The 18,792-nt window shown below is 62.9% G+C and carries 16 protein-coding genes, 1 tRNA gene and 2 pseudogenes; 10 read left to right on the top strand and 9 right to left on the bottom strand.

Annotated elements, in window-relative coordinates; all coding sequences use genetic code 11:
• Positions 1–71 precede the first annotated feature (71 nt).
• From ACWNC0_RS17000 to ACWNC0_RS17010, 3 genes and pseudogenes are all read left to right on the top strand, one after another.
• Positions 72–1,510: pseudogene (locus tag ACWNC0_RS17000) on the top strand (FAD-binding oxidoreductase).
• A gap of 126 nt (positions 1,511–1,636) precedes the next feature.
• On the top strand, positions 1,637–2,425 hold the full coding sequence (locus tag ACWNC0_RS17005; protein ID WP_449473299.1) for a SapC family protein: 789 nt from the start codon (positions 1,637–1,639) through the stop codon (positions 2,423–2,425).
• Between the two features lie 287 nt (positions 2,426–2,712).
• A tRNA-Glu gene (locus ACWNC0_RS17010) sits at positions 2,713–2,787 on the top strand.
• Between the two features lie 354 nt (positions 2,788–3,141).
• Here the strand turns inward: ACWNC0_RS17010 and pobA are convergent.
• Positions 3,142–4,311: a 4-hydroxybenzoate 3-monooxygenase gene (pobA, locus tag ACWNC0_RS17015; RefSeq protein WP_449473300.1), complete on the bottom strand. Its 1,170-nt coding sequence runs from the start codon at positions 4,309–4,311 to the stop codon at positions 3,142–3,144.
• 113 nt (positions 4,312–4,424) lie between these two features.
• On the opposite strand from pobA, the gene ACWNC0_RS17020 reads away from it, so the two are divergent.
• Positions 4,425–5,312, top strand: coding sequence for a helix-turn-helix domain-containing protein (locus tag ACWNC0_RS17020; RefSeq protein ID WP_449473301.1), 888 nt, complete (start codon positions 4,425–4,427; stop codon positions 5,310–5,312).
• Here ACWNC0_RS17020 and ACWNC0_RS17025 read toward each other — a convergent pair.
• From ACWNC0_RS17025 to ACWNC0_RS17055, 7 genes are all read right to left on the bottom strand, one after another.
• Positions 5,273–6,211, bottom strand: a complete 939-nt coding sequence (locus tag ACWNC0_RS17025; RefSeq protein WP_449473303.1) for a Gfo/Idh/MocA family oxidoreductase — start codon at positions 6,209–6,211, stop codon at positions 5,273–5,275. The genes ACWNC0_RS17020 and ACWNC0_RS17025 overlap by 40 nt on opposite strands.
• Positions 6,212–6,247: 36 nt before the next feature.
• Positions 6,248–6,613: a hypothetical protein gene (locus tag ACWNC0_RS17030; protein ID WP_449473305.1), complete on the bottom strand. Its 366-nt coding sequence runs from the start codon at positions 6,611–6,613 to the stop codon at positions 6,248–6,250.
• A gap of 18 nt (positions 6,614–6,631) precedes the next feature.
• Entirely contained in the window at positions 6,632–7,480 is an 849-nt protein-coding gene (locus tag ACWNC0_RS17035; RefSeq protein WP_449473307.1) for a class III extradiol dioxygenase subunit beta, read from the bottom strand.
• Positions 7,480–7,884, bottom strand: coding sequence for a protocatechuate 4,5-dioxygenase subunit alpha (gene ligA, locus ACWNC0_RS17040; RefSeq protein WP_404954720.1), 405 nt, complete (start codon positions 7,882–7,884; stop codon positions 7,480–7,482). The genes ACWNC0_RS17035 and ligA overlap by 1 nt, the downstream gene beginning before the upstream one ends.
• A 106-nt stretch (positions 7,885–7,990) precedes the next feature.
• Positions 7,991–9,016, bottom strand: a complete 1,026-nt coding sequence (locus ACWNC0_RS17045) for an amidohydrolase family protein (RefSeq protein WP_449473309.1) — start codon at positions 9,014–9,016, stop codon at positions 7,991–7,993.
• 347 nt (positions 9,017–9,363) lie between these two features.
• A complete protein-coding gene (locus tag ACWNC0_RS17050) occupies positions 9,364–10,266 on the bottom strand; it encodes a DUF1932 domain-containing protein (protein ID WP_449473311.1) in 903 nt (300 codons plus the stop codon).
• Positions 10,267–10,330: 64 nt separating this feature from the next.
• Entirely contained in the window at positions 10,331–11,482 is a 1,152-nt protein-coding gene (locus ACWNC0_RS17055; protein WP_449473312.1) for a LysR substrate-binding domain-containing protein, read from the bottom strand.
• A gap of 103 nt (positions 11,483–11,585) precedes the next feature.
• Here ACWNC0_RS17055 and ligK point away from each other — a divergent pair, with 103 nt between their 5' ends.
• From ligK to ACWNC0_RS17085, 6 genes are all read left to right on the top strand, one after another.
• Positions 11,586–12,260 (top strand): 4-carboxy-4-hydroxy-2-oxoadipate aldolase/oxaloacetate decarboxylase, encoded by a 675-nt coding sequence (gene ligK / locus ACWNC0_RS17060; RefSeq protein WP_449473314.1) that lies wholly within the window; start codon positions 11,586–11,588, stop codon positions 12,258–12,260.
• On the top strand, positions 12,253–13,308 hold the full coding sequence (locus tag ACWNC0_RS17065) for a 4-oxalomesaconate tautomerase (protein ID WP_449473316.1): 1,056 nt from the start codon (positions 12,253–12,255) through the stop codon (positions 13,306–13,308). Before ligK ends, ACWNC0_RS17065 begins: the two co-directional genes overlap by 8 nt.
• Positions 13,305–14,192 (top strand): amidohydrolase family protein, encoded by an 888-nt coding sequence (locus ACWNC0_RS17070; protein ID WP_449473318.1) that lies wholly within the window; start codon positions 13,305–13,307, stop codon positions 14,190–14,192. The genes ACWNC0_RS17065 and ACWNC0_RS17070 overlap by 4 nt, the downstream gene beginning before the upstream one ends.
• 201 nt (positions 14,193–14,393) lie before the next feature.
• Complete coding sequence (locus tag ACWNC0_RS17075; protein WP_449473320.1) at positions 14,394–15,497, top strand: Rieske 2Fe-2S domain-containing protein; 1,104 nt, start codon at positions 14,394–14,396, stop codon at positions 15,495–15,497.
• An 8-nt stretch (positions 15,498–15,505) separates the two neighbouring features.
• Positions 15,506–16,468 carry a PDR/VanB family oxidoreductase gene (locus tag ACWNC0_RS17080; protein ID WP_449473321.1) on the top strand — a complete coding sequence of 321 codons (963 nt, stop codon included), beginning with the start codon at positions 15,506–15,508 and terminating at the stop codon, positions 16,466–16,468.
• An 89-nt stretch (positions 16,469–16,557) separates the two neighbouring features.
• On the top strand, positions 16,558–17,499 hold the full coding sequence (locus ACWNC0_RS17085) for a helix-turn-helix domain-containing protein (protein ID WP_449473323.1): 942 nt from the start codon (positions 16,558–16,560) through the stop codon (positions 17,497–17,499).
• Positions 17,500–17,766: 267 nt separating this feature from the next.
• On the opposite strand, the pseudogene ACWNC0_RS17090 reads toward ACWNC0_RS17085, so the two are convergent.
• Positions 17,767–18,789 (bottom strand): annotated as a pseudogene (locus ACWNC0_RS17090) (IS110 family transposase).
• Positions 18,790–18,792 lie beyond the last annotated feature (3 nt).

The following is an 18,792-nucleotide window of genomic DNA, read 5'->3' on the forward strand; positions in this document are numbered from 1 at the left end:
CCCCTTTTGGGGCGGCACGCTATGGGCCGGTGGTTGAACCGTCGATGAATTCCGGGGCATAGCATTGCAGTATGATAGGGCAAGACATCATCGATAGGTTCATAGCCTTGCTGGGACCGAAAGGCGTCGTCATCGACGCGGACGACATCGCTCCCTGGCTCACAGACTGGCGGGGACGTTTTCACGGCGCCGCTGCCGCCATTCTCCAGCCCTCCAATACGGAGGAAGTTGCCGCGACCGTGGCGCTCGCGGCGGAACTTCACGTGCCCTGGTTCCTCAGGGCGGCAATACCTCAATGGTCGGCGGCGCGACTCCTCCGGATGACGGGTCAGCACTTATCCTGTCTCTGCGCCGGATGAACCGCATCCGCTCCCTTTCTCCCGACGACAATCTCGCAATATGCGAAGCAGGCGTCATCCTCGAGACCCTGCACGATGCTGCGGAGCAAGCCGGGCGCCGCTTCCCGCTCAGCCTCGGCGCGAAGGGATCGGCGACGATCGGCGGCCTGATATCGACTAATGCCGGCGGCACTCAGGTGCTGCGCCATGGCACGATGCGCGCACTTGTCGAGGGGTTGGAGGCAGTCCTCCCCGACGGCACCATCCTGCATGGCCTCGACGCGCTCAAAAAAGACAATCGCGGCTATGACCTCAAACAATTGCTGATCGGCGCGGAAGGAACGCTCGGCATCATCACCGCCGCCTCGCTCCGCCTCGCCCCTGCCATCGCGATCCGCGCAGTCGGCTGGGTGGGCGTCCGCTCCCCCGCCGATGCGCTCGCCCTGCTCCGCCTGAGCGAAAGGCAATTGGGGGACAGCGTCGAGGGGTTCGAGATTATCGCCGACGATGGTCTTGGCCATGTCCTGTCCCACATTCCCGGCACCCGATGCCCGATCGAGACGCGCACGCCCTGGCATGTGCTGATCGAAGTCGATCATCCCGACCTGTCCAGCCCATCTCCGACCGAGCGCCTTGAAGGAGCGCTGGCGCAAGCACTCGAACAAGGACTCGCTGTCGATGCCACGATCGCCGCCAATGATGCTCAGGCAGCGGCGTTCTGGCGCCTGCGCGAATCGCTTTCCGAAGCGGAGAGGGCGCAAGGACCGGCGCTGCAATTTGACATCAGCGTGCCCGTGGCCCGCATGCCCTCCTTCATGATCGACATGGCCGCGGCGGCCGAACGCACCTTCGCGGGAACCACCGCCTCCTCCTTCGGTCATCTTGGCGATGGCAATGTCCACTTCCATGTCCGCGCACCCAAGGGAACGACGGACGGCCCTGCCTGGATCGCGGCAGAAGGGAAGTCGATCAACGCCTTCGTCCATGATGCCGTTGTCGCGGCGGGCGGCTCCATTTCGGCGGAACATGGCATCGGCCAGATGAAACGGGCCGAACTCGGCCGCCTTGCCAGTCCTGCCCGGCTACATGCCCTGCGCGCGATCAAGGCCGCGCTTGATCCCCTTGGCCTCATGAACCCGGACAAGCTGATCCCCCGTCCCGAAGAGGGCTAGAGGCAGCGGGGCGGCTCGACAAAGCAATTGCCTCCCACCCACAAGGTCTTTATCGCCCACACCCAGTTTTTAGGAAAGGCAGTGCAGCCAACATGCGCTGCTTCGATAGGATGGAAGAACAGCATCATGGCTAGCGCGCCCGCCAACAATCTCCCCGTGTTTTACAACGACCTGCTCCCGCTCAGCAGCGTCGATCATGCGAGCTATCGCAGCCGCTCGGTGGAGTCCGCGCCTTTCCTCACGAAGCAGCATGCCGTTCCCCTGACCGTCGATGAATTCGTCGCGGCCCAACGGTTCGTGCCGATCATCTTCTCGGCTGGCGACGAAGCGGTGCCGCTGGCGCTGATGGGCCTTAATGAAGGCGTCAACACCTTCCTCGACGATGAAGGCAAGCTGCGCGGTCCCGCCTATGTCCCCGCCTATGTCCGCCGCTATCCCTGGATGCTGGCGAAGCTGCGCCCCGACACCGACGAACTGTCGCTCTGCTTTGATCCCACCAGCGAAGCGGTCGGCGAGTTTGAGGAAGGCCAGCCCCTTTTCGAAGATGGCAAGCCGACCGAACTCACCCAGGGCGTTCTCAAATTCTGCGAGGATTTCGAACAGGCCGCCGCGCGGACTGGCCAGTTCATGAAGGACCTGAAGGAACTGGACCTGCTGATGGACGGTGAAGTCGCCATCCAGGTGCCCGGCAACGATCAGCCTTTCGTCTATCGCGGCTTCCGCATGGTGAATGAAGAAAAGCTGCGCGACATGCGTGGCGATCAACTGCGGAAGATCAGCCAGAACGGCATGCTGCCCCTTATCTACGCGCATCTTTTCTCGCTGCAGCTGATCCGCGAAGTTTTCGAGTCGCAGATCACGCAGGGCAAAGGTCCCATTTCCGTCCCGGCAGCGCCCCAGACCGCCGACGCATGACGCTATAAATTAACCTGCATCAATAATGCGATAGAAAAGGTTTCTGCTCGCCACTTGAAAGTGAGCGGGACCTTCTTTATCTTCCAAACATACGGCGCACCTGCCCCCCTTTCGGGTGTGTCGTATGGGCGCCTCCCCCTTTTGGAGGCGTCTCCTCCCTGAACCTTGGCCACCCCATGTAATACATGGGGTGGTTTTTTATGGGCCGAACGGGGCAAGTGGTTTCGCTTGACGGCGAACCCCTCTCCCCCTAAACGCCACCGCCTGCCAGCCGCCCGAGCGGCCGAGGCCCCTTCGTCTAGCGGTTAGGACGCGGCCCTCTCACGGCTGAAACACGGGTTCGATTCCCGTAGGGGTCACCACTTACCTATCTGGGCGCAGAATGCTGCGATGCAGCCTTCCTTGACCTCTCGCTGGTGCAGCGAGACGAGAATGGCACAGCCGGGGCGGCACCCCAAGACAGACGCTTATTACCTCCGCAGACAGATGCCTGAAAACCTGCATCCTGCCTTCGGCATGTGGGCGGTGCAGAAGCAGCCGGCCATCTTTCGCCAAAACAGGGAATGTCGCGCAGATCGAATCCGGTCAGGCTTTGAAAGGCCGCGCCCCGGCAGGCTGACAATCTGTGAAATCTTATGTTAAATGTATCGATCGGACATTTGAATGTTCCGCGTGATTACCGCGGGATCGTCTTCATTGTTTTACCCTAAGTCCTTTCAAAGCGGCAATCCCACATAATTTTCCGCGATAGCCGCCTGCGCCGCCCTGGAAGAGGCAATATAGTCCAGCTCAGCAACCTGCATTCGCCGGTCAAACGCATCCATTTCCGGAAAGCGGTGCATCAGCCGTGTCAGTTGCCAGGAAAATCGTTCCGCTTTCCAGATCCGCGTCAGCGCCTGCTGGGAATAGCCCGCTACCGCGTCCCCGTCCCCCCGCCGGAACCATCCAGTCAAGGCCGCCGAAAGGTAGAATATGTCCGACGCCGCGAGGTTCAGCCCCTTCGCTCCCGTCGGCGGCACGATATGCGCGCTGTCCCCCGCCAGCATCAGCCGCCCATATTGCATCGGCTCGAATACGAAGGATCGCAGCGGCGCGATCGACTTTTCCAATGCTGGCCCGCGCACCATCCGCGCACCCGCTTCAGGCCCCAGCCGCACTGCCAGCTCATCCCACAGCCGATCGTCCGGCCAATCCTCGATCCGTTCATCCAGTGACACCTGAATATAATAGCGGCTGCGCGTCCCCGATCGCATGGACGCCAGCGCAAAGCCGCGCTCATGATTGGCATAGATCAGTTCGTCATCGCACGGTGGCACATCCGCCAGGATGCCGAGCCAACCGAACGGATATAGCTTCTCATAGGCGGTCGCTACGCCAGCCGGTATGGCTCGCCGCGAAGGACCGTGAAAGCCGTCGCACCCGCAAATGAATTCAGCATCTATCCGCTCCTGTCGACCATCCTTGCTATAGGTCAGGTACGGCGCGTCGCTGTCAACGTCATGCAATGCCACGTCAGCCGCTTCGTAGATGATCTCCAGACCGCGCCCGGTCGCCGCCTCCATCAGGTCGCGGGTAATCTCCGTCTGGCCATATACCATGACCTGCCGTCCGGTCAGGCCCGCGATATCGATGCGGATCGACCGATCGCCGCTGGCCAGGTGAAAGCCGTCATGGGGCAACCCTTCACGATGCATCCGCTCGCCAAGGCCCAGCCGGTCCATCAAATCCGTCGTGGTCCGCTCCAGCACGCCTGCGCGGATGCGGCCCAGGACATAGCTGGGCGATGCTCGCTCCACCACGATGACCTCCAGCCCCTCTGCCCGCAGCAAATGGCCGAGCAGCAGCCCGGCAGGCCCCGCGCCTATGATGGCGACTTGCGTCCTCATGACATCCTCTTCGCAGCTTTCCGACGCCGCGCATGATGCGCCCGATGCTGCTTGCGGGACATGGGCGAACTGTCCTATGACTTGGACGATCCAGCAGCTTTCCAGACGTAGCCATGACCACCCCCGTTCCCAGCTTCTACCTCTATGGAGAACCGCAACGTAGCGTTGCGGAAGGCTTCGTACATGTCGAAAGCCTGGACGACCGCTCCCGCCCCAGCGAGTGGACGATCCAGCCGCATCTCCATCGCGATCTCAACCATATCATCCTCATCGCCGAAGGCGGCGGATCGATGCGGGCGGATGGCGAAAGCGTCACATTTGAAGCGCCCTGCCTGCTGCTGATGCCGGCCGGGATCATCCACGGCTTTTCCTGGCACCGCGACTCCCGTGGCTGGGTCATCACCATTGCCGACAGCTACCTCCACCACCTGCTGGAGCGTGACGCCGACCTCCAACCGCTCTTCCGCGCACCCCGTGCCATCGCCGTGCCCAGCGCCGCCGAAGTGGAAACCCGCATCGGCGCGCTCGCCCGCGAGCTTGCATGGTCCGGCCCTGCCCAGCGCGCGGCGGTCGAAGCGCTCCTCCTCTGGCTCATGGTCCAGGCGCTGCGCCACGCCGCCCTGTCCGACGCCAGCGCCAGCAGCGGCGGCCGCCAGGCCCGTCTCGTCGCCCGCCTGCGCGATCGGATCGAACAGCGTTTCCGCAAGCGGGAGCCTGTCGCTGCCCACGCCCGCGCGCTGGGCGTCAGCGAAACCGCGCTCCGCCAAGCCTGCGCCCGCGCCGCAGGGCTCTCCCCTGCCGCCATGCTCGACGAGCGCGCCTTGCTCGAAGCCCGCCGCCTGCTCCTTTATTCCAACCTGTCGGTCGCGGAGGTCGGCTATGCCACGGGGTTTGAGGACCCCGCCTACTTCTCCCGCTTCTTCGCCCGCCACACGGGCCGCTCACCCCGCGACTGGCGCGCTCACCCCAGCTGCTTCTCCAACTCCCCCAGCACCCGATAGCAGTCGAACACCTTCGCCACGCTCGAATTAGGCTCCCGCCCCTCACGGATCGCGCTCACAAATTCGCGGTCCTGCAACTCAATCCCGTTCATCGACACGTCCACCTTCGACACGTCGATCGGCTCTTCCTTGCCGTTCACCAGGTCATCATAGCGCGCAATATAGGTGCCCGTGTCGCCGATATAGCGAAAGAACGTCCCCAGCGGCCCATCATTGTTGAAGCTCAACGAAAGCGTACAGATCGCCCCGCTCTCGCTCTTCAACTGGATCGACATGTCCATCGCGATGCCAAGCTCAGGATGGATCGGCCCCTGCATCGCATGCGCGTCCACGATCCGCCCCGCCTGATAGGCGAACAGGTCCACCGTATGCGCCGCATGGTGCCACAACAGATGGTCGGTCCATGACCGCGCCTCACCCTTCGCATTGATATTCTTGCGCCGGAAGAAATAGGTCTGCACATCCATCTGCTGGACGTTGAACGCCCCTGCCTTGACCTGCTGATGCACCCATTGATGGCTCGGGTTAAAGCGCCGCGTATGCCCGACCATGCAGGTCAGTCCCGTCTCTTCCTGCTTGCGCAATACCGCCTGCGCATCGGCCCAACTATCGGCCAGCGGTATCTCAACCTGAACATGCTTGCCCGCATCCATGCAGGCAATCGCCTGTTCCGCATGCATCTGCGTCGGCGTGCACAGGATCATCGCATCGACATCATCGCGCGCCAAAGTCTCGGCCAGCTCAGTCGTGGCATGCCCGATCCCATATTTTGCCGCGATCGCCTGCGTCGGCTCCAGATTGCGCCCAACCAGCGAGGTGACGGTCACGCCGCCGATAGTCTTCAGGCCATCCAGATGCTTTTCACCAAAAGCCCCCGCACCGGCCAGCGCGATTCTCATACTCTAACTCCTCATCTTACTGGCCGCGCACTCTGGCTATCGCTGCATCAGCGCGCGCATCACCGTCATGAATTGCTGATAGGTCTGCCCCACATTGGCTGCGGACTGACTGTATGCCGGGTTCTGCCGGTCGATTTCGACGACTGGCCAATCCGCCTGGTGCAGCGCTGTCGCCGTCCGGAACTTGCCAAAGGCATCGCGAAACCGACGGCTATCCTCATGGGACAGGTTCAGCTGCGCATCCGCCTGGCACAATCGGTTGATCTGTTCCTGCAACGTGCGCCGGGCCTGCAAATATTGCTTTTCCCAGCCCGGCTCCGCACCGGTGGATAGCTCCCCCAGCTGCTTATGCACCTGCTCCAGCCTGACCAAGGCATCCTCGATGTCGGCGCGCGCCATCATCCATCCCTTCGATTGTCGTTATGAATCGTCGGGTTTCAACACCAGATGCCCGACCGCCGTATTGGATGCGGGAACATGATAATGGCGATGCAGCGGCGTGACCTTCTTGCCCAGCGCACCGCGCATGATCAGCCACATCACCATCTCGATCCCCTCCGATCCGGTTTCCCGCAGATATTCGATATGCGGGATGGCGCGCAACTGCCCATTATCTTCGGCACTTAACAGGTCCAGGAAGCGATTGTCCCACTCCGCATTGATCAAACCCGCGCGCGGCCCCTGCAACTGGTGACTCATCCCGCCCGTGCCCCACACCTGCACGTTCAGATCCTCGGGGAAACTCTCCACCGCCCGCGCGATCGCCTCGCCCAGCATCCAGCAGCGATTGCCCGACGGCGGCGGATAGGTGACGACATTGACGGCCAGCGGAACGACCTTGACCGGCCACTTGTCTGGCTGATTGAACATCAGGCTCATCGGCACGGTCAACCCATGGTCGACATCCATCTCATTGATGATGGTCATGTCGAACTCATCCAGGATCAGGCTCTGCGCGATGTGCCAGGCCAGGTCCGCATGCCCCTCCACGTCCGGCACCGGCCGCGGCCCCCATCCCTCGTCGCAAATGCCATAGCGATCCGCACAACCAATCGCGAAGGTCGGAATGATCTTCATGTCGAACGCCGACGCATGGTCATTATAAACCAGTATCACGACATCCGGCTTTTCCTGCGCGATCCATTGCCGCGACCAGTCATATCCGGCGAACAGCGGCGCCCAATAGGGCTCTCCCACCTTCCCATTGTCCATCGCCGCGCCGATCGCCGGCACATGGCTGGTCCCTACGCCAGCGGTAATGCGGGCCATCAACGTTTCTCCCTTATCGAACGCTGGCCTTCTGGTGATCGCCCTCCGGCAATCATCATGGCCTGATACTCTTCCGTGCTCATGCCGGTCATGGTTCCCACCGCCTGCAAAAAGGACATGCCGTCGGTCGAAAACACCTTGGCCAGGAAATAGATATTGCCCCCCAGATCCAGGCAACGATTATAGTCGCGATCCAAAATCGCCTGCCGCTGATCTTCGGTCATCGGCCATTCGTTCAGATAGGCGCGCTCGTCCGCCTTCCACCGTTCGCGATTATCGCCTTTCATCAGGCTCATCGCGAACTGGTTCATCCAATAACCCTGCCGCGCGCGCTTTCCGGTATAGACGCGCGTACCGGGTATATCGTCGAACTCGGCCAGATATTCATGGATATCAACGCTCATCGGCGGTTCTCCAGACAAAGAAAAATCCATCTCCCGCCCCGTCCTTCCACAGCAAGGACGGGAGATGGAGCCACCCCCCACAGGGATAAATGGGGGGTGTGGAAGCTCACAGGCCGCGCGCCTTCAACTGCGCGTCCAGACGGGGGAAGACACGACGGGCATTGCCCTCGAATATCGCGTGCCGTTCCGCATCGCTGATATCCAGCGCATCGACATAGCGCTTGGTATCGTCGAAATAATGGCCGGTCGTCGGATCGATCCCGCGCACCGCGCCGACCATTTCCGAACCGAACAGGATGTTCTTGTTGTCGATCACATCGGCCAGCAAATCGACGCCCGGCTGATGATAGACGCAGGTATCGAAAAAGATGTTGTTCATCAGATGCGTGTCGAGGTTCGGCTTCTTCAGCATGTCCGCCAGCCCCCGATACCGCCCCCAATGATAGGGCACCGCCCCGCCGCCATGCGGAATGATGAAGCGCAGCGTCGGAAAATCCGCGAACAAATCCCCCTCCAGCAACTGCATGAAGGCGATCGTGTCCGCCGCGATATAATAGCCGCCGGTCGCATGCATCGCCGGGTTGCAGCTGCCCGACACATGGATCATCGCCGGAACGTCCAGCTCGACCATCTTCTCGTAAAAGGGATACCAGTAACGATCCGTCAGCGGCGGATGCTGAAAATGCCCGCCGCCCGGATCGGGATTAAGGTTGCATCCGATAAAGCCCAACTGCGTGACGCAACGCTCCAGCTCAGCAATGCTGTTGCCCATGTCGGCCTTTGGCGACTGCGGCAACATGCACACGCCAGCGAAAGTCTCGGGATACAACCCCACCACCCGCGCGATCAGGTCATTGCACCGCATCGCCCACTCCCGGGCGACCTCCGCATCCCCAACATGCGGCGCCATCGCCGAAGCACGCGGAGAAAAGATCGTCAGGTCCGCGCCCCGTTCCCTGATCAGCCGCAGCTGGTTGGACTCGATCGTGTCGCGAATTTCGTCATCGCTGATGTAGGGATAAGGCGGCGCAGCAACGCCCGCCTTGAACGTCGCCTTCTGCTCTTCCCGCCAGCCATCATGCCCCTTGGGGAGCACGGTATAATGGCCATGGCAGTCGATAATCAGGCTCATTCGTCTCTCAGTCCTTCAATCACAGCATTCACACATCGCCGTCATCGGCCAGTTTCCGTCATCCCAGCGCAAGCTGGCATCTCATGCCTCATTCTACCCCCACCAAGCTCGTCACCCCGGGCCTGACCCGGGGTCCCGCTTCTCATCCCCGCGCACTCAGCCAGCGAGACCCCGGATCAAGTCCGGGGTGACGAAGGGGATAAGCGCCCTCGCCCAACTCCCGTCATCCCAGCATCTTCCGTCATCCCAGCCCCTCCCGTCATCCCAGCGAAAGCTGGGATCTCGTGCCTCCAGGCCGAACCCAAGCCGCATGAGATTCCAGCCTGCGCTGGGATGACGAAACTCCCTCAAGCCGCAACTGCACTCCCATCTCGGGCCAAACCATCACGCCGTGCCAAAACCACCGCAAGCTTCCCGCTCAACCCGTCCGGCACATCCGTCACCCCAAGCGCCCCGATCGCCCGCTGCCGCTCCACCGCACCACGCGTCATCGCAGCCCCGGTGCCAAGCGCCTCCAGCGTCTTCACCACCTCTTCCATCTCGGCAGCACGGCGCAGCCCATGAACCAGCATCCGCTCCAGATTATAATCCGCCCGCTCGCCCCAAGGCCGCGCCTTCTCGCTCGCGTCCAGCGACGCCAGCAACTCATCACGCACGCCCGCCGCCTCCGCCGCCAGCATGCATTCCGCCGTCAGCGCCTCCAGTCCCTTGACCATCACCGACCGGATCATCTTGATCGCGGACGCACGGCCCACCGCGTCTCCAACCACGCGCACATTGGCAAAGCCCAGCGCCTGCAACCGCGCTGCGGCCTCTTCCGCCGCACCGCCGCTCAACAACAACGGGACGGACAGCGCCGCCGGACGAACCGGCGCCATGACGGCCGCGTCGACATATCGTCCACCCGCCGCCTCGATCGTCCCCGCCGCTTCCTGCTTCGTCTGCGGCGCCACGCTGTTCATGTCGCAATAAATGGTGCCCGGCGCGATGCACTCCGCCGCCGCCTCGGCAACCGCCAATGCCTGATCCGCCGTCACCAGCGAAATCACCAATCCCACGCCGGAAAGCGCATCTTCCAGAAAGCGCGCGCCCAGCACATGGGCGTCCGCATAGCTGGCGATCATCGCGTCACGCGCTGCGGCGTCTTCGGTCTTGCTGTCGAATATATGCGCCCGCGCGGCCCAGCCCCCTGCCAATGCAAAGGTCAAACCCGCCTCGCCAAATCCGATCAGACCGACTTCCTGCTCCATGCGCCAAGGGATGGCCCATCCCTATCGGCGTCGCCAATCGAATCCCCGGCATCCTCATAAGTTTTTACGAACTTATGCCTTCAACTTCCTGATCGATCGCCGCCATGAAACAGTGTTGCAAGCGGGTCGGCCGCCAGTCCGTTCTGGTGGTCAGCCCGATCATGCGGCTGATCGCGCCGGGCGCGGGACCGATGTCGATCACCATCCCGGCGTTCAGTTCCAGCGCCATTTGATCGACCGACAGCATCGTCAGATAATCGCCATTCACCAGCAGTTCTCGGATCGTCATCACCGATCCGCATTCGATCGGCACGGCAGGCAATTCGCCGCCCAGCGTCTCCACCATCTCCCGCCATAACTGTCGCAACGGCGTCCCCTCCGGCGGCAATATCCATGGGAAACGCCGCAGAGCATCCGCGTCCCATCCTCGCGCCAGCGGATGCCCGGCCCGCGCCATGATCGTCGGCCGATCCTCGAACAGCGGCTTTTGCACAAGGTCCTGCCCGACCGACGCATCACGCAGCGCGCCGATCATCATGTCCACCTCGCCATCGCGCAGCGGGCCGACCAGTTCGGCATGCGACCCTTCATGGACGCTGATATGCACCTGCGGGAACTCGCGCCGAAACCGGCTGATCACGCGGGGCAGCAGCCTTGCGCGCGACAGCGGCATTGCGCCCACCACGACCCGCCCGCTCTCCTGCCCTTTCAGCGCCTCGATCTCTTCCAGCCCCGACCGCAATTCCGCCAGCGCCAGCCGCAACCGCCGCGCCAGCGCTGCCCCCGCATTCGTCAGCGCCACGCCCCGCCCGCGCCGCTCCGCCAGCCTGTATCCCATCGCGAGGCCAAGGTCGCCCACCGCCCGATGCAGCGACGGCTCCGTCACGCCTGCCTCGGCCGCCGCCGCCGCATAGCTCCCCGCCCGCGCCAGCGCGACAAAGGCCCGGATCTGCGCCGCCGTCGCCCGATTGCTGCCAATCAGCCGCAACGCCGCCTCCAGCCGGGGGGCAAGCCTTGCCGCCGCTTCCGTCGGCGTCATGCCGCCCGGATGCCGCTCGAACAGCGGCAGGCCCAGCTGCGCCTCCAATTTGGCGATCCCCTGCGTCACCGCAGGCTGCGTCAGATTGACGGCACGCGCTGCCAGGCTGACCGTCCCCTGCGCGACCACGGCGGCGACGGCAGACAGGTGCCGGATATTGAACTGATCAGGTGCCATCACGAACACTTAGCAAAAACTAATGCCAACGACACAGTTTAAATTTGAGCAACCCGTTTCTTTTCGCCACTTCCTTCATGCTTTCGCCAAAGGAGCAAATCGCATGTCCGGCATCGTCGTCCAGAATATCGACCGGGCGGACCTTTCCATCATCGACGCCCTCGCCCATTGCGGCGTCGCCACCGTCCACGAATCCCAGGGCCGCACCGGACTCCTCGCGCCGTACATGCGCCCGATCTATTCCGGCGCCCGCATTGCCGGCAGCGCCGTCACCATCTCCGCGCCTCCTGGCGACAACTGGATGATCCACGTCGCGATCGAGCAGCTCCGCGAAGGCGACATCCTCCTCCTCGCGCCCACCAGTCCCTGCACCGACGGCTATTTCGGCGACCTCCTCGCAACCTCAGCTCAGGCGCGCGGCTGTCGCGGCCTCGTCATCGACGCAGGCGTGCGCGACGTCCGCGACCTCACGCAAATGAACTTCCCTGTCTGGTCAAAGGCGGTCCATGCCCAGGGCACGATAAAGGCGACGCTCGGCAGCGTGAACATCCCCGTCGTCTGCGCCAATGCCCTCGTCAATCCGGGCGACATCATCATCGCCGACGATGACGGCGTCTGCATCGTCCCACGCGCCAACGCCGCCGCTGTCCTCGAAAAGGCCCAGGCCCGCGAAGCCGCCGAAGAAGCCAAGCGTGTTCGCCTGGCTGCTGGCGAACTCGAACTCGACATCTACAACATGCGCCCGCGCCTTGAAGAAATGGGCCTCAAATATGTCTGACTCGGCCCGTGTCATGTGGATGCGCGGCGGCACGTCAAAGGGCGGCTATTTCCTCGCCGAAGACTTGCCAGCCGACCCCGCCATTCGCGACAGCTTCCTTCTGCGCATCATGGGTTCACCCGATCCCCGGCAGATCGACGGCATGGGCGGCGCCGATCCGCTGACGAGCAAGGTGGCCGTGGTCAAAAAGTCGGCGCGGCCCGGCGTGGATGTCGACTATCTTTTTCTCCAGGTCTTCGTTGATCAAGCCATCGTCACCGACGCGCAGAATTGCGGCAACATCCTTGCTGGCGTTGGCCCCTTCGCTATCGAACGCCGCCTGGTCGAGGCGCAGGATGGGGAGACCCGCGTCGCCATCTACATGGAAAATACCGGCCAGACCGCGATCGCGACCGTGCAAACCCCGAGCCGTATCGTCCGCTATGACGGCGACGCGAAGATCGACGGAGTCCCCGGCACCGCTGCCCCTATCCCGCTGGAATTCCGCGACACCGCCGGTTCTTCCTGCGGCACCTTGCTCCCAACCGGCAATGTCTTCGATGAGGTCGAAGGCGTTCGCGTCACCCTGATCGATAACGGGATGCCTTGCGTCGTCATGAAGGCGCAGGACTTGGGCATAACCGGCTATGAAGATCGCGACGCGTTGGAGAAGGACACCGCCCTGAAGGCTCGCATCGAGAAAATCCGTCTCGCCGTTGGAGAGCGCATGAACCTTGGCGATGTAAAGGAAAAGTCGGTGCCCAAGATGATGCTGGTCGCACCCTCGCGCCACGGCGGCGCGATCACCGTGCGCAGCTTCATTCCCCATCGCGCCCACGCCTCCATTGGCGTGCTGGGCGCAGTCAGCGTCGCCACCGCCTGCCTCATTGAAGGCACGCCAGCGGCAGAGCTTGCCGCCATTCCCGATGGCAGGATCAAAAGCCTTTCGGTAGAGCATCCCACGGGCGAAACCACCTGTGTCATGGAACTGGACGATCAGGACAGGGTCGTCAGCGCCGCCTTGCTGCGCACCGCCCGAAAGCTGATGGACGGAGAGATTTTTGCATGACGGATCGTGTTGTTAGCTGGCACTCCAATCCCTCAGTGCCTCGCTTCACGCCACCTCCGGGCGCGGTCGACGCGCATTGCCATGTCTTTGGCCCAATGGCGCGGTTTCCATTCAGTCCCAAGGCGAAATATCTTCCGGAGGACGCAGGGCCGGATATGCTCTTCGCGCTTCGGGACCGGCTGGGCTTCTCCCGCAACGTCATCGTCCAGGCGAGTTGTCACGGAACGGATAATGCCGCGACTTTGGACGCCATAGCGCAGTCAAACGGCAAGGCGCGTGGCGTCGCAGTGGTTGACCCGGAAATCAGCGACGCAGAACTTGAAACGCTGCATGAAGGCGGCATCCGCGGAGTACGGTTCAACTTCCTCAAGCGCCTCGTCGATGACGCGCCGAAGGACAAGTTCCTCGAAGTCGCCCGCCGCATCGAGCCGCTTGGATGGCATGTCGTCGTCTATTTTGAACCCGACCTTCTGGAAGAACTACGCCCTTTCCTGGACGCCATTCCCACCCTCATCGTCATCGATCATATGGGCCGTCCGGACGTCACCCAAGGGCCGGACGGCATCGACATGCGCGCTTTTCGCGCCCTGCTCGACAGCAGGGACGACATCTGGACCAAGGTCACATGTCCCGATCGGTTAGACCCGCAAGGCCCCCCGTGGGACGATTTCGCAAGGACCGTCGCCCCTCTGGTCACGGATTATCCGACCCGCGTGCTTTGGGGCACCGATTGGCCGCACCCGAACATGGAAAAGGCAATTCCCGACGACGGCGCGCTGGTCGATATGATCCCGCGCATCGCGCCCACCGCCAGCCTCCAGCATAGTCTGCTCGTCGCCAATCCCACCCGGCTTTACTGGCCCGAGGAAATGGCTGACGATTAGTTTACAGTCGAAATGCTCGACGGGAGCCGGTTCTCGAAATCGCGGTCTTGATCCATGGAAGTCCCCATGCGCGCACCCCTTACGGCGCTGCTTCCTAGTCCCAACTTTTGTGCTCTCCTGTCCGCGCAAGCCCGGACGCGCCGATCTATCCTGACAGCGAAAAACGGCTCGACGACGAGCTGAAATAATGCGGAGAGGCAGATGTTCCTTAAGAATTGCTGGTATGTAGCCGCCTGGAGCAGCGAGATCGGGCGCACCCTGCTGGAACGTCAGATCTGCAATGAATCGATCGTCTTCTACCGCGCGGAAAATGGCGATCCGGTCGCTCTCGGCAATGTCTGCCCGCACCGCTTTGCGCCGCTAAGCGCCGGAAAGCTGATCGGCGATGATGTCCAGTGCGGCTATCATGGCTTCCGTTTCGGGACGTCGGGCGGCTGCACGCGAACGCCGCTGATCGACGGCGTCATCCCGGCGAAGATGCGGGTGAAGCGCTTTGCCGTGGTTGAACGCTACGACATGATCTGGCTGTGGCTCGGCGATGCGGATCATGCCGACGAAAGCACGATCCCCGATTTTTCCTGCAACAATCACCCGTCCTTCCGCCGGATCGAAGGCATGATGGAGGTCGCGGCCAACTATGAGCTGATCAGCGACAACCTGCTCGACCTGACCCATGCCGAATTTGTGCATGAGGGCGTTTTGAACAGCGAGGCGCTGACCCGCAGCAAGTTGGAAACACTCCAAAGCGGCACCACGGTCTGGTCCAATCGCTGGGCGCATGACGGCGCGGCACCGCCCGCCTGGGCCGCCGCTTTCGACCATTATGCCGAGAATGTCGATCACTGGGCCTATATGCGCTGGGACCCGCCGGGCAACCTGCTGCTCGACGTCGGCGTAACCCCGGTGGGCAAGACGCGAGATGAGGGCGTCTGGCTCTATGGGTGCGACCTGTTGACGCCCAAGGATGCGACCTCCAGCTGGTATTTCTGGTCCTTCGCCCGCAACTACAAGGTGGACGATCCGTCGGTCGACGAGATGTGGCGCGCCGCGATCGAGATCGCCTTCGTCGGGCAGGACAAGCCGATCCTGGAAGAACAGCAGCGCATGATGGGGACCCGGACGCTCGATGAGATGGGACCGGTTATGGCGTCAGCCGACGTCGCGGCAACCCGCGCCCGCCGGATCATGAAGAAGCTGATCGCCGAGGAGGCGCAAGGCGCCCTGCCACAGCCCGGCGCGGAATCGCCGCTCAACCTGCTGAGGCGAAAGGCTGGCACGCGACTGCCGGTCGAACCTGTGGTCTGAGGCAGGTCATGGCAAAGCTGGCTGACGGGCTGACGCTCGAAATCACCGGACGCATGCTGCTGGCTCCGGATATCGTGCAGATCGACCTCGCACGGGCTGACGGCGGCGATCTGCCGCCCTTCGCGGCAGGGGCACATATCGACGTCCTGGTGGATGAAGGATTGGTGCGGCAATATTCGCTGTGCAACAACCCGGTCGAGCGACATCGCTATCAGATTGCGGTGCTGCGCGAACGGCAATCGCGCGGCGGATCGGCTCGGGTGCATGACGCCTTCCACCCGGGGCGACAGGTAATTGTCGGCACGCCGCGCAACCTGTTCGCGCTGGCCGAAGGAGGTAGCCGCTATATATTGATCGGCGGGGGCATTGGCATTACCCCGATCATGTCCATGGCGGCGGCGCTGGCGAGCGAAGGGAAGTCTTTCGACTTGCATTATTGCTGCCGGAGCCCGGCAAGCGCCGCCTTCGGCAGCGCCGTGGACGCGGCAGGCGGACGCACCTATTTCAGTCGGCATGACGGATCGCCTCGCTTCGATCCGGCGGCGGCGCTTGGGTCCCCCGGCGCAGACACCCATATTTATGTGTGCGGCCCGGCAGGCTTCATGAACGCCGTGCGGGACGAGGCTCAGCGACTTGGCTGGGCGGATGCCAGCATCCATCGCGAACTGTTCGAAGCGGCCGAACCGCTGGTACAAGCAGGCGACAAGCCCTTCGATGTGCGCATTGCCAGCACGGGCGCGACCTTTACGATCGCACCCGGCACGTCGGTTGCCAGCATTCTGGCCGATGCGGGGGTCGACGTCCCGATCAGTTGCGAACAAGGCGTGTGCGGTACCTGCGTCACCGGCGTGCTGGAAGGGTCGCCGGATCATCGGGACAGCTATCTGACCGACGATGAACGGAACGAAGGAAAGCTCTTCACCCCCTGCTGCTCGCGAGCGCTATCGCCGCTGTTGCTTCTCGACCTCTAACCTAACGTCCTTGTGGCGCGTCCCCGCCTTTCCCGCTATCGTCGCGGCCGAACGCGCGATCGACGGCGCGGGAAGGAGACGGACTGCGGGTGAATGGCCCCGGCTATCACGTATCGACCGCCGCGTTGGACGGCGCGCCCGCCTTTGACCATTGGCACGGGCAGGTGCAGGCGCATGTGACGCCCATCGACATTCGCGTGCCGGATCGCACCACATTCCGCGGCGAGCTGCGGCAGCAGCATATCGGCGACGTGCAATTCTCCGTCATCAACGCGACCAGCCAGGAAGGCGTGCACGACGCCAGCGGACGCCACGGCGCGTCGCCGCGCTTTGACCTTGTCTATATGCGCAGCGGCGGCATCACCCTGCGCCAGAACGGCCGCGAAGCCACTCTGGACGCGGGCGAGGCCCTGTTGTTCAGCCATCTCGATAATTTCAGCTTTGTCACATCGGCATTTTCGGAAGCCTATCTGGTCGCCCTGCCCAGCGCCTGGATCGAACGCTGGCTCGCCGATCCCTATGCCTGCACCATCCGCCCGCTGATCGGATCATCGCCATGGGGCGCTGCGATCGACGGGCTGTTGCACAGCGTCGCCCATGCCGTGGAGGAAGGACGGCCCCTGCCCGCTCACCTGATCGCTGACCAGCTTGGCGGCTGCCTGGCGCTGATGTGCGATGGGATGGCGGGCGAGGAAACCACACATCGCCGCCGCCTGATGCACCAGATCCGACGGACGCTGACCAGCGGCTTCGCGGACCCGGACCTGACGCCCGCGACCATCGCCGCGCAGCACGGCATTTCGGTCCGCTATCTCCACAGCCTGTTCGCCGCAACGGGCGGCAGCGTCGGGCGCGAACTGCGCACGATCCGCTTGGGCCGCGTCCGCGCGATGCTGGAGGACAGGGCGTGCCGCAGCCTGACCGTCAGCGAGATCGCTTATACGTGCGGCTTCAATGATCCGGGCTATCTCGCCCGCTGTTTCGCGCAGGAATATGGGCGTTCGCCGACGTCTTTTCGGAAGGACGGTTAGGGGCTCAGCTTCTTTCCGTGTAAATTACATCACCGTTCGCCGTGAGCCTGTCGAAGGCAGACGGTCTTCTGTGGATGGCTCCCGCGTTGCAAGCGTCAAGTGATGACTGGCGTTCCGTCAGGTGCAGTCGTCTGTCCGGCCTGTTGATGCAGTCGGTGTAGACTGCTGGCCCTGATGGTGTCCGCGAACAAGGTCCTATCGGTTTTGCCATCACATCCTTCGCTCTCACAACCTCGTGAAGCTGATCTCCTCAGCTAAGTTCTTGATCTATGCTGCCGCCAGCATAGGCGCATGCCCGCGTTCGAACACGCCGCCGCGCGCCATGACCGCCCATGCGATCCGCGCCATTTTGTTGGCAATGGCGACCGAGGCGACGCGCGCGGGCTTTGTGGCGAGCAGAGCGACGAAACGCGGATCGATCGTGCCGGGTTTCTCCTTGGCGTATCGGATCAGCGCGATTGCGCCGACGACCAGGAGCTACCGCAGATATCTGTCGCCCATCTTGGTAATGCGCCCTAAACGTTCCTTGCCGCCACTGGAGCTCTGCCGTGGGGTCAGCCCCAGCCAGGCAGCGAACTGGCGCCCTGACGAGAACTGGCCTGGATCGGTCACCGACGCGGCGAGCGCGGTCGCGCCGATCGGTCCGATACCACGGATCGTCGCTAGGCGCCGCGACCTGTCGTCGCTCCGTTCCAGAGGGGCGAGACGCAGGTCAAGCTTGCGCAACTGGACATGAATCTGGAGCAGTTGCCCGGCCAGCATGCCGACGACGTTCGCGGCTTCGACTGGCAAGTCGAGCTCGGACTCGCCGTCAACGATCTGTCGCGCCATCTGCAGTGCCTTCACGATCCCGACCGGGAGGGCGGTACCCAGCTCGGCAAGCACGCTGCGCATCATGTTGACCAACTGCGTGCGCTGCTTGATCAACAGGCTACGCACGCGGTGCAGCGACAACGCCGCCTGCTGCTCGCGCGACTTGATGGGCACAAACCGCATTGTCTGGCGTGTGACCGCTTCGCAGATCGCCTCGGCGTCGGCGGCATCGTTCTTGCCGCGCTTTACATAAGGCTTCACGTACACCGCCGGCATCAGCCGCACCTTGTGACCCAGCCTAGTCAGTCCGCGCGCGCAGTGATGCGACGTCCCGCAGGCCTCTGCGCCTACCAAGCAAGACGGCAGCATCTGGGATCGCCGCAGCGCCTTGCGAATGACGACCTCACCGGTCGCGCTGATACCGTGAACCTGAAAAACGTTCTTGGCCAAATCCAGGCCGATCATGCTAATCTCCATGGC

It is taken from the genome of Sphingobium chungangianum (assembly GCF_977014255.1).

What these genes read in the sequence shown, in the direction of transcription:
- ACWNC0_RS17005 (WP_449473299.1), top strand. Translation starts at nt 1,637, where the DNA reads ATGGCTAGCGCGCCCGCCAACAATCTCCCCGTGTTTTACAACGACCTG.
- pobA (WP_449473300.1), bottom strand. Translation starts at nt 4,311, where the DNA reads ATGAGGACGCAAGTCGCCATCATAGGCGCGGGGCCTGCCGGGCTGCTG.
- ACWNC0_RS17020 (WP_449473301.1), top strand. Translation starts at nt 4,425, where the DNA reads ATGACCACCCCCGTTCCCAGCTTCTACCTCTATGGAGAACCGCAACGT.
- ACWNC0_RS17025 (WP_449473303.1), bottom strand. Translation starts at nt 6,211, where the DNA reads ATGAGAATCGCGCTGGCCGGTGCGGGGGCTTTTGGTGAAAAGCATCTG.
- ACWNC0_RS17030 (WP_449473305.1), bottom strand. Translation starts at nt 6,613, where the DNA reads ATGATGGCGCGCGCCGACATCGAGGATGCCTTGGTCAGGCTGGAGCAG.
- ACWNC0_RS17035 (WP_449473307.1), bottom strand. Translation starts at nt 7,480, where the DNA reads ATGGCCCGCATTACCGCTGGCGTAGGGACCAGCCATGTGCCGGCGATC.
- ligA (WP_404954720.1), bottom strand. Translation starts at nt 7,884, where the DNA reads ATGAGCGTTGATATCCATGAATATCTGGCCGAGTTCGACGATATACCC.
- ACWNC0_RS17045 (WP_449473309.1), bottom strand. Translation starts at nt 9,016, where the DNA reads ATGAGCCTGATTATCGACTGCCATGGCCATTATACCGTGCTCCCCAAG.
- ACWNC0_RS17050 (WP_449473311.1), bottom strand. Translation starts at nt 10,266, where the DNA reads ATGGAGCAGGAAGTCGGTCTGATCGGATTTGGCGAGGCGGGTTTGACC.
- ACWNC0_RS17055 (WP_449473312.1), bottom strand. Translation starts at nt 11,482, where the DNA reads ATGGCACCTGATCAGTTCAATATCCGGCACCTGTCTGCCGTCGCCGCC.
- ligK (WP_449473314.1), top strand. Translation starts at nt 11,586, where the DNA reads ATGTCCGGCATCGTCGTCCAGAATATCGACCGGGCGGACCTTTCCATC.
- ACWNC0_RS17065 (WP_449473316.1), top strand. Translation starts at nt 12,253, where the DNA reads ATGTCTGACTCGGCCCGTGTCATGTGGATGCGCGGCGGCACGTCAAAG.
- ACWNC0_RS17070 (WP_449473318.1), top strand. Translation starts at nt 13,305, where the DNA reads ATGACGGATCGTGTTGTTAGCTGGCACTCCAATCCCTCAGTGCCTCGC.
- ACWNC0_RS17075 (WP_449473320.1), top strand. Translation starts at nt 14,394, where the DNA reads ATGTTCCTTAAGAATTGCTGGTATGTAGCCGCCTGGAGCAGCGAGATC.
- ACWNC0_RS17080 (WP_449473321.1), top strand. Translation starts at nt 15,506, where the DNA reads ATGGCAAAGCTGGCTGACGGGCTGACGCTCGAAATCACCGGACGCATG.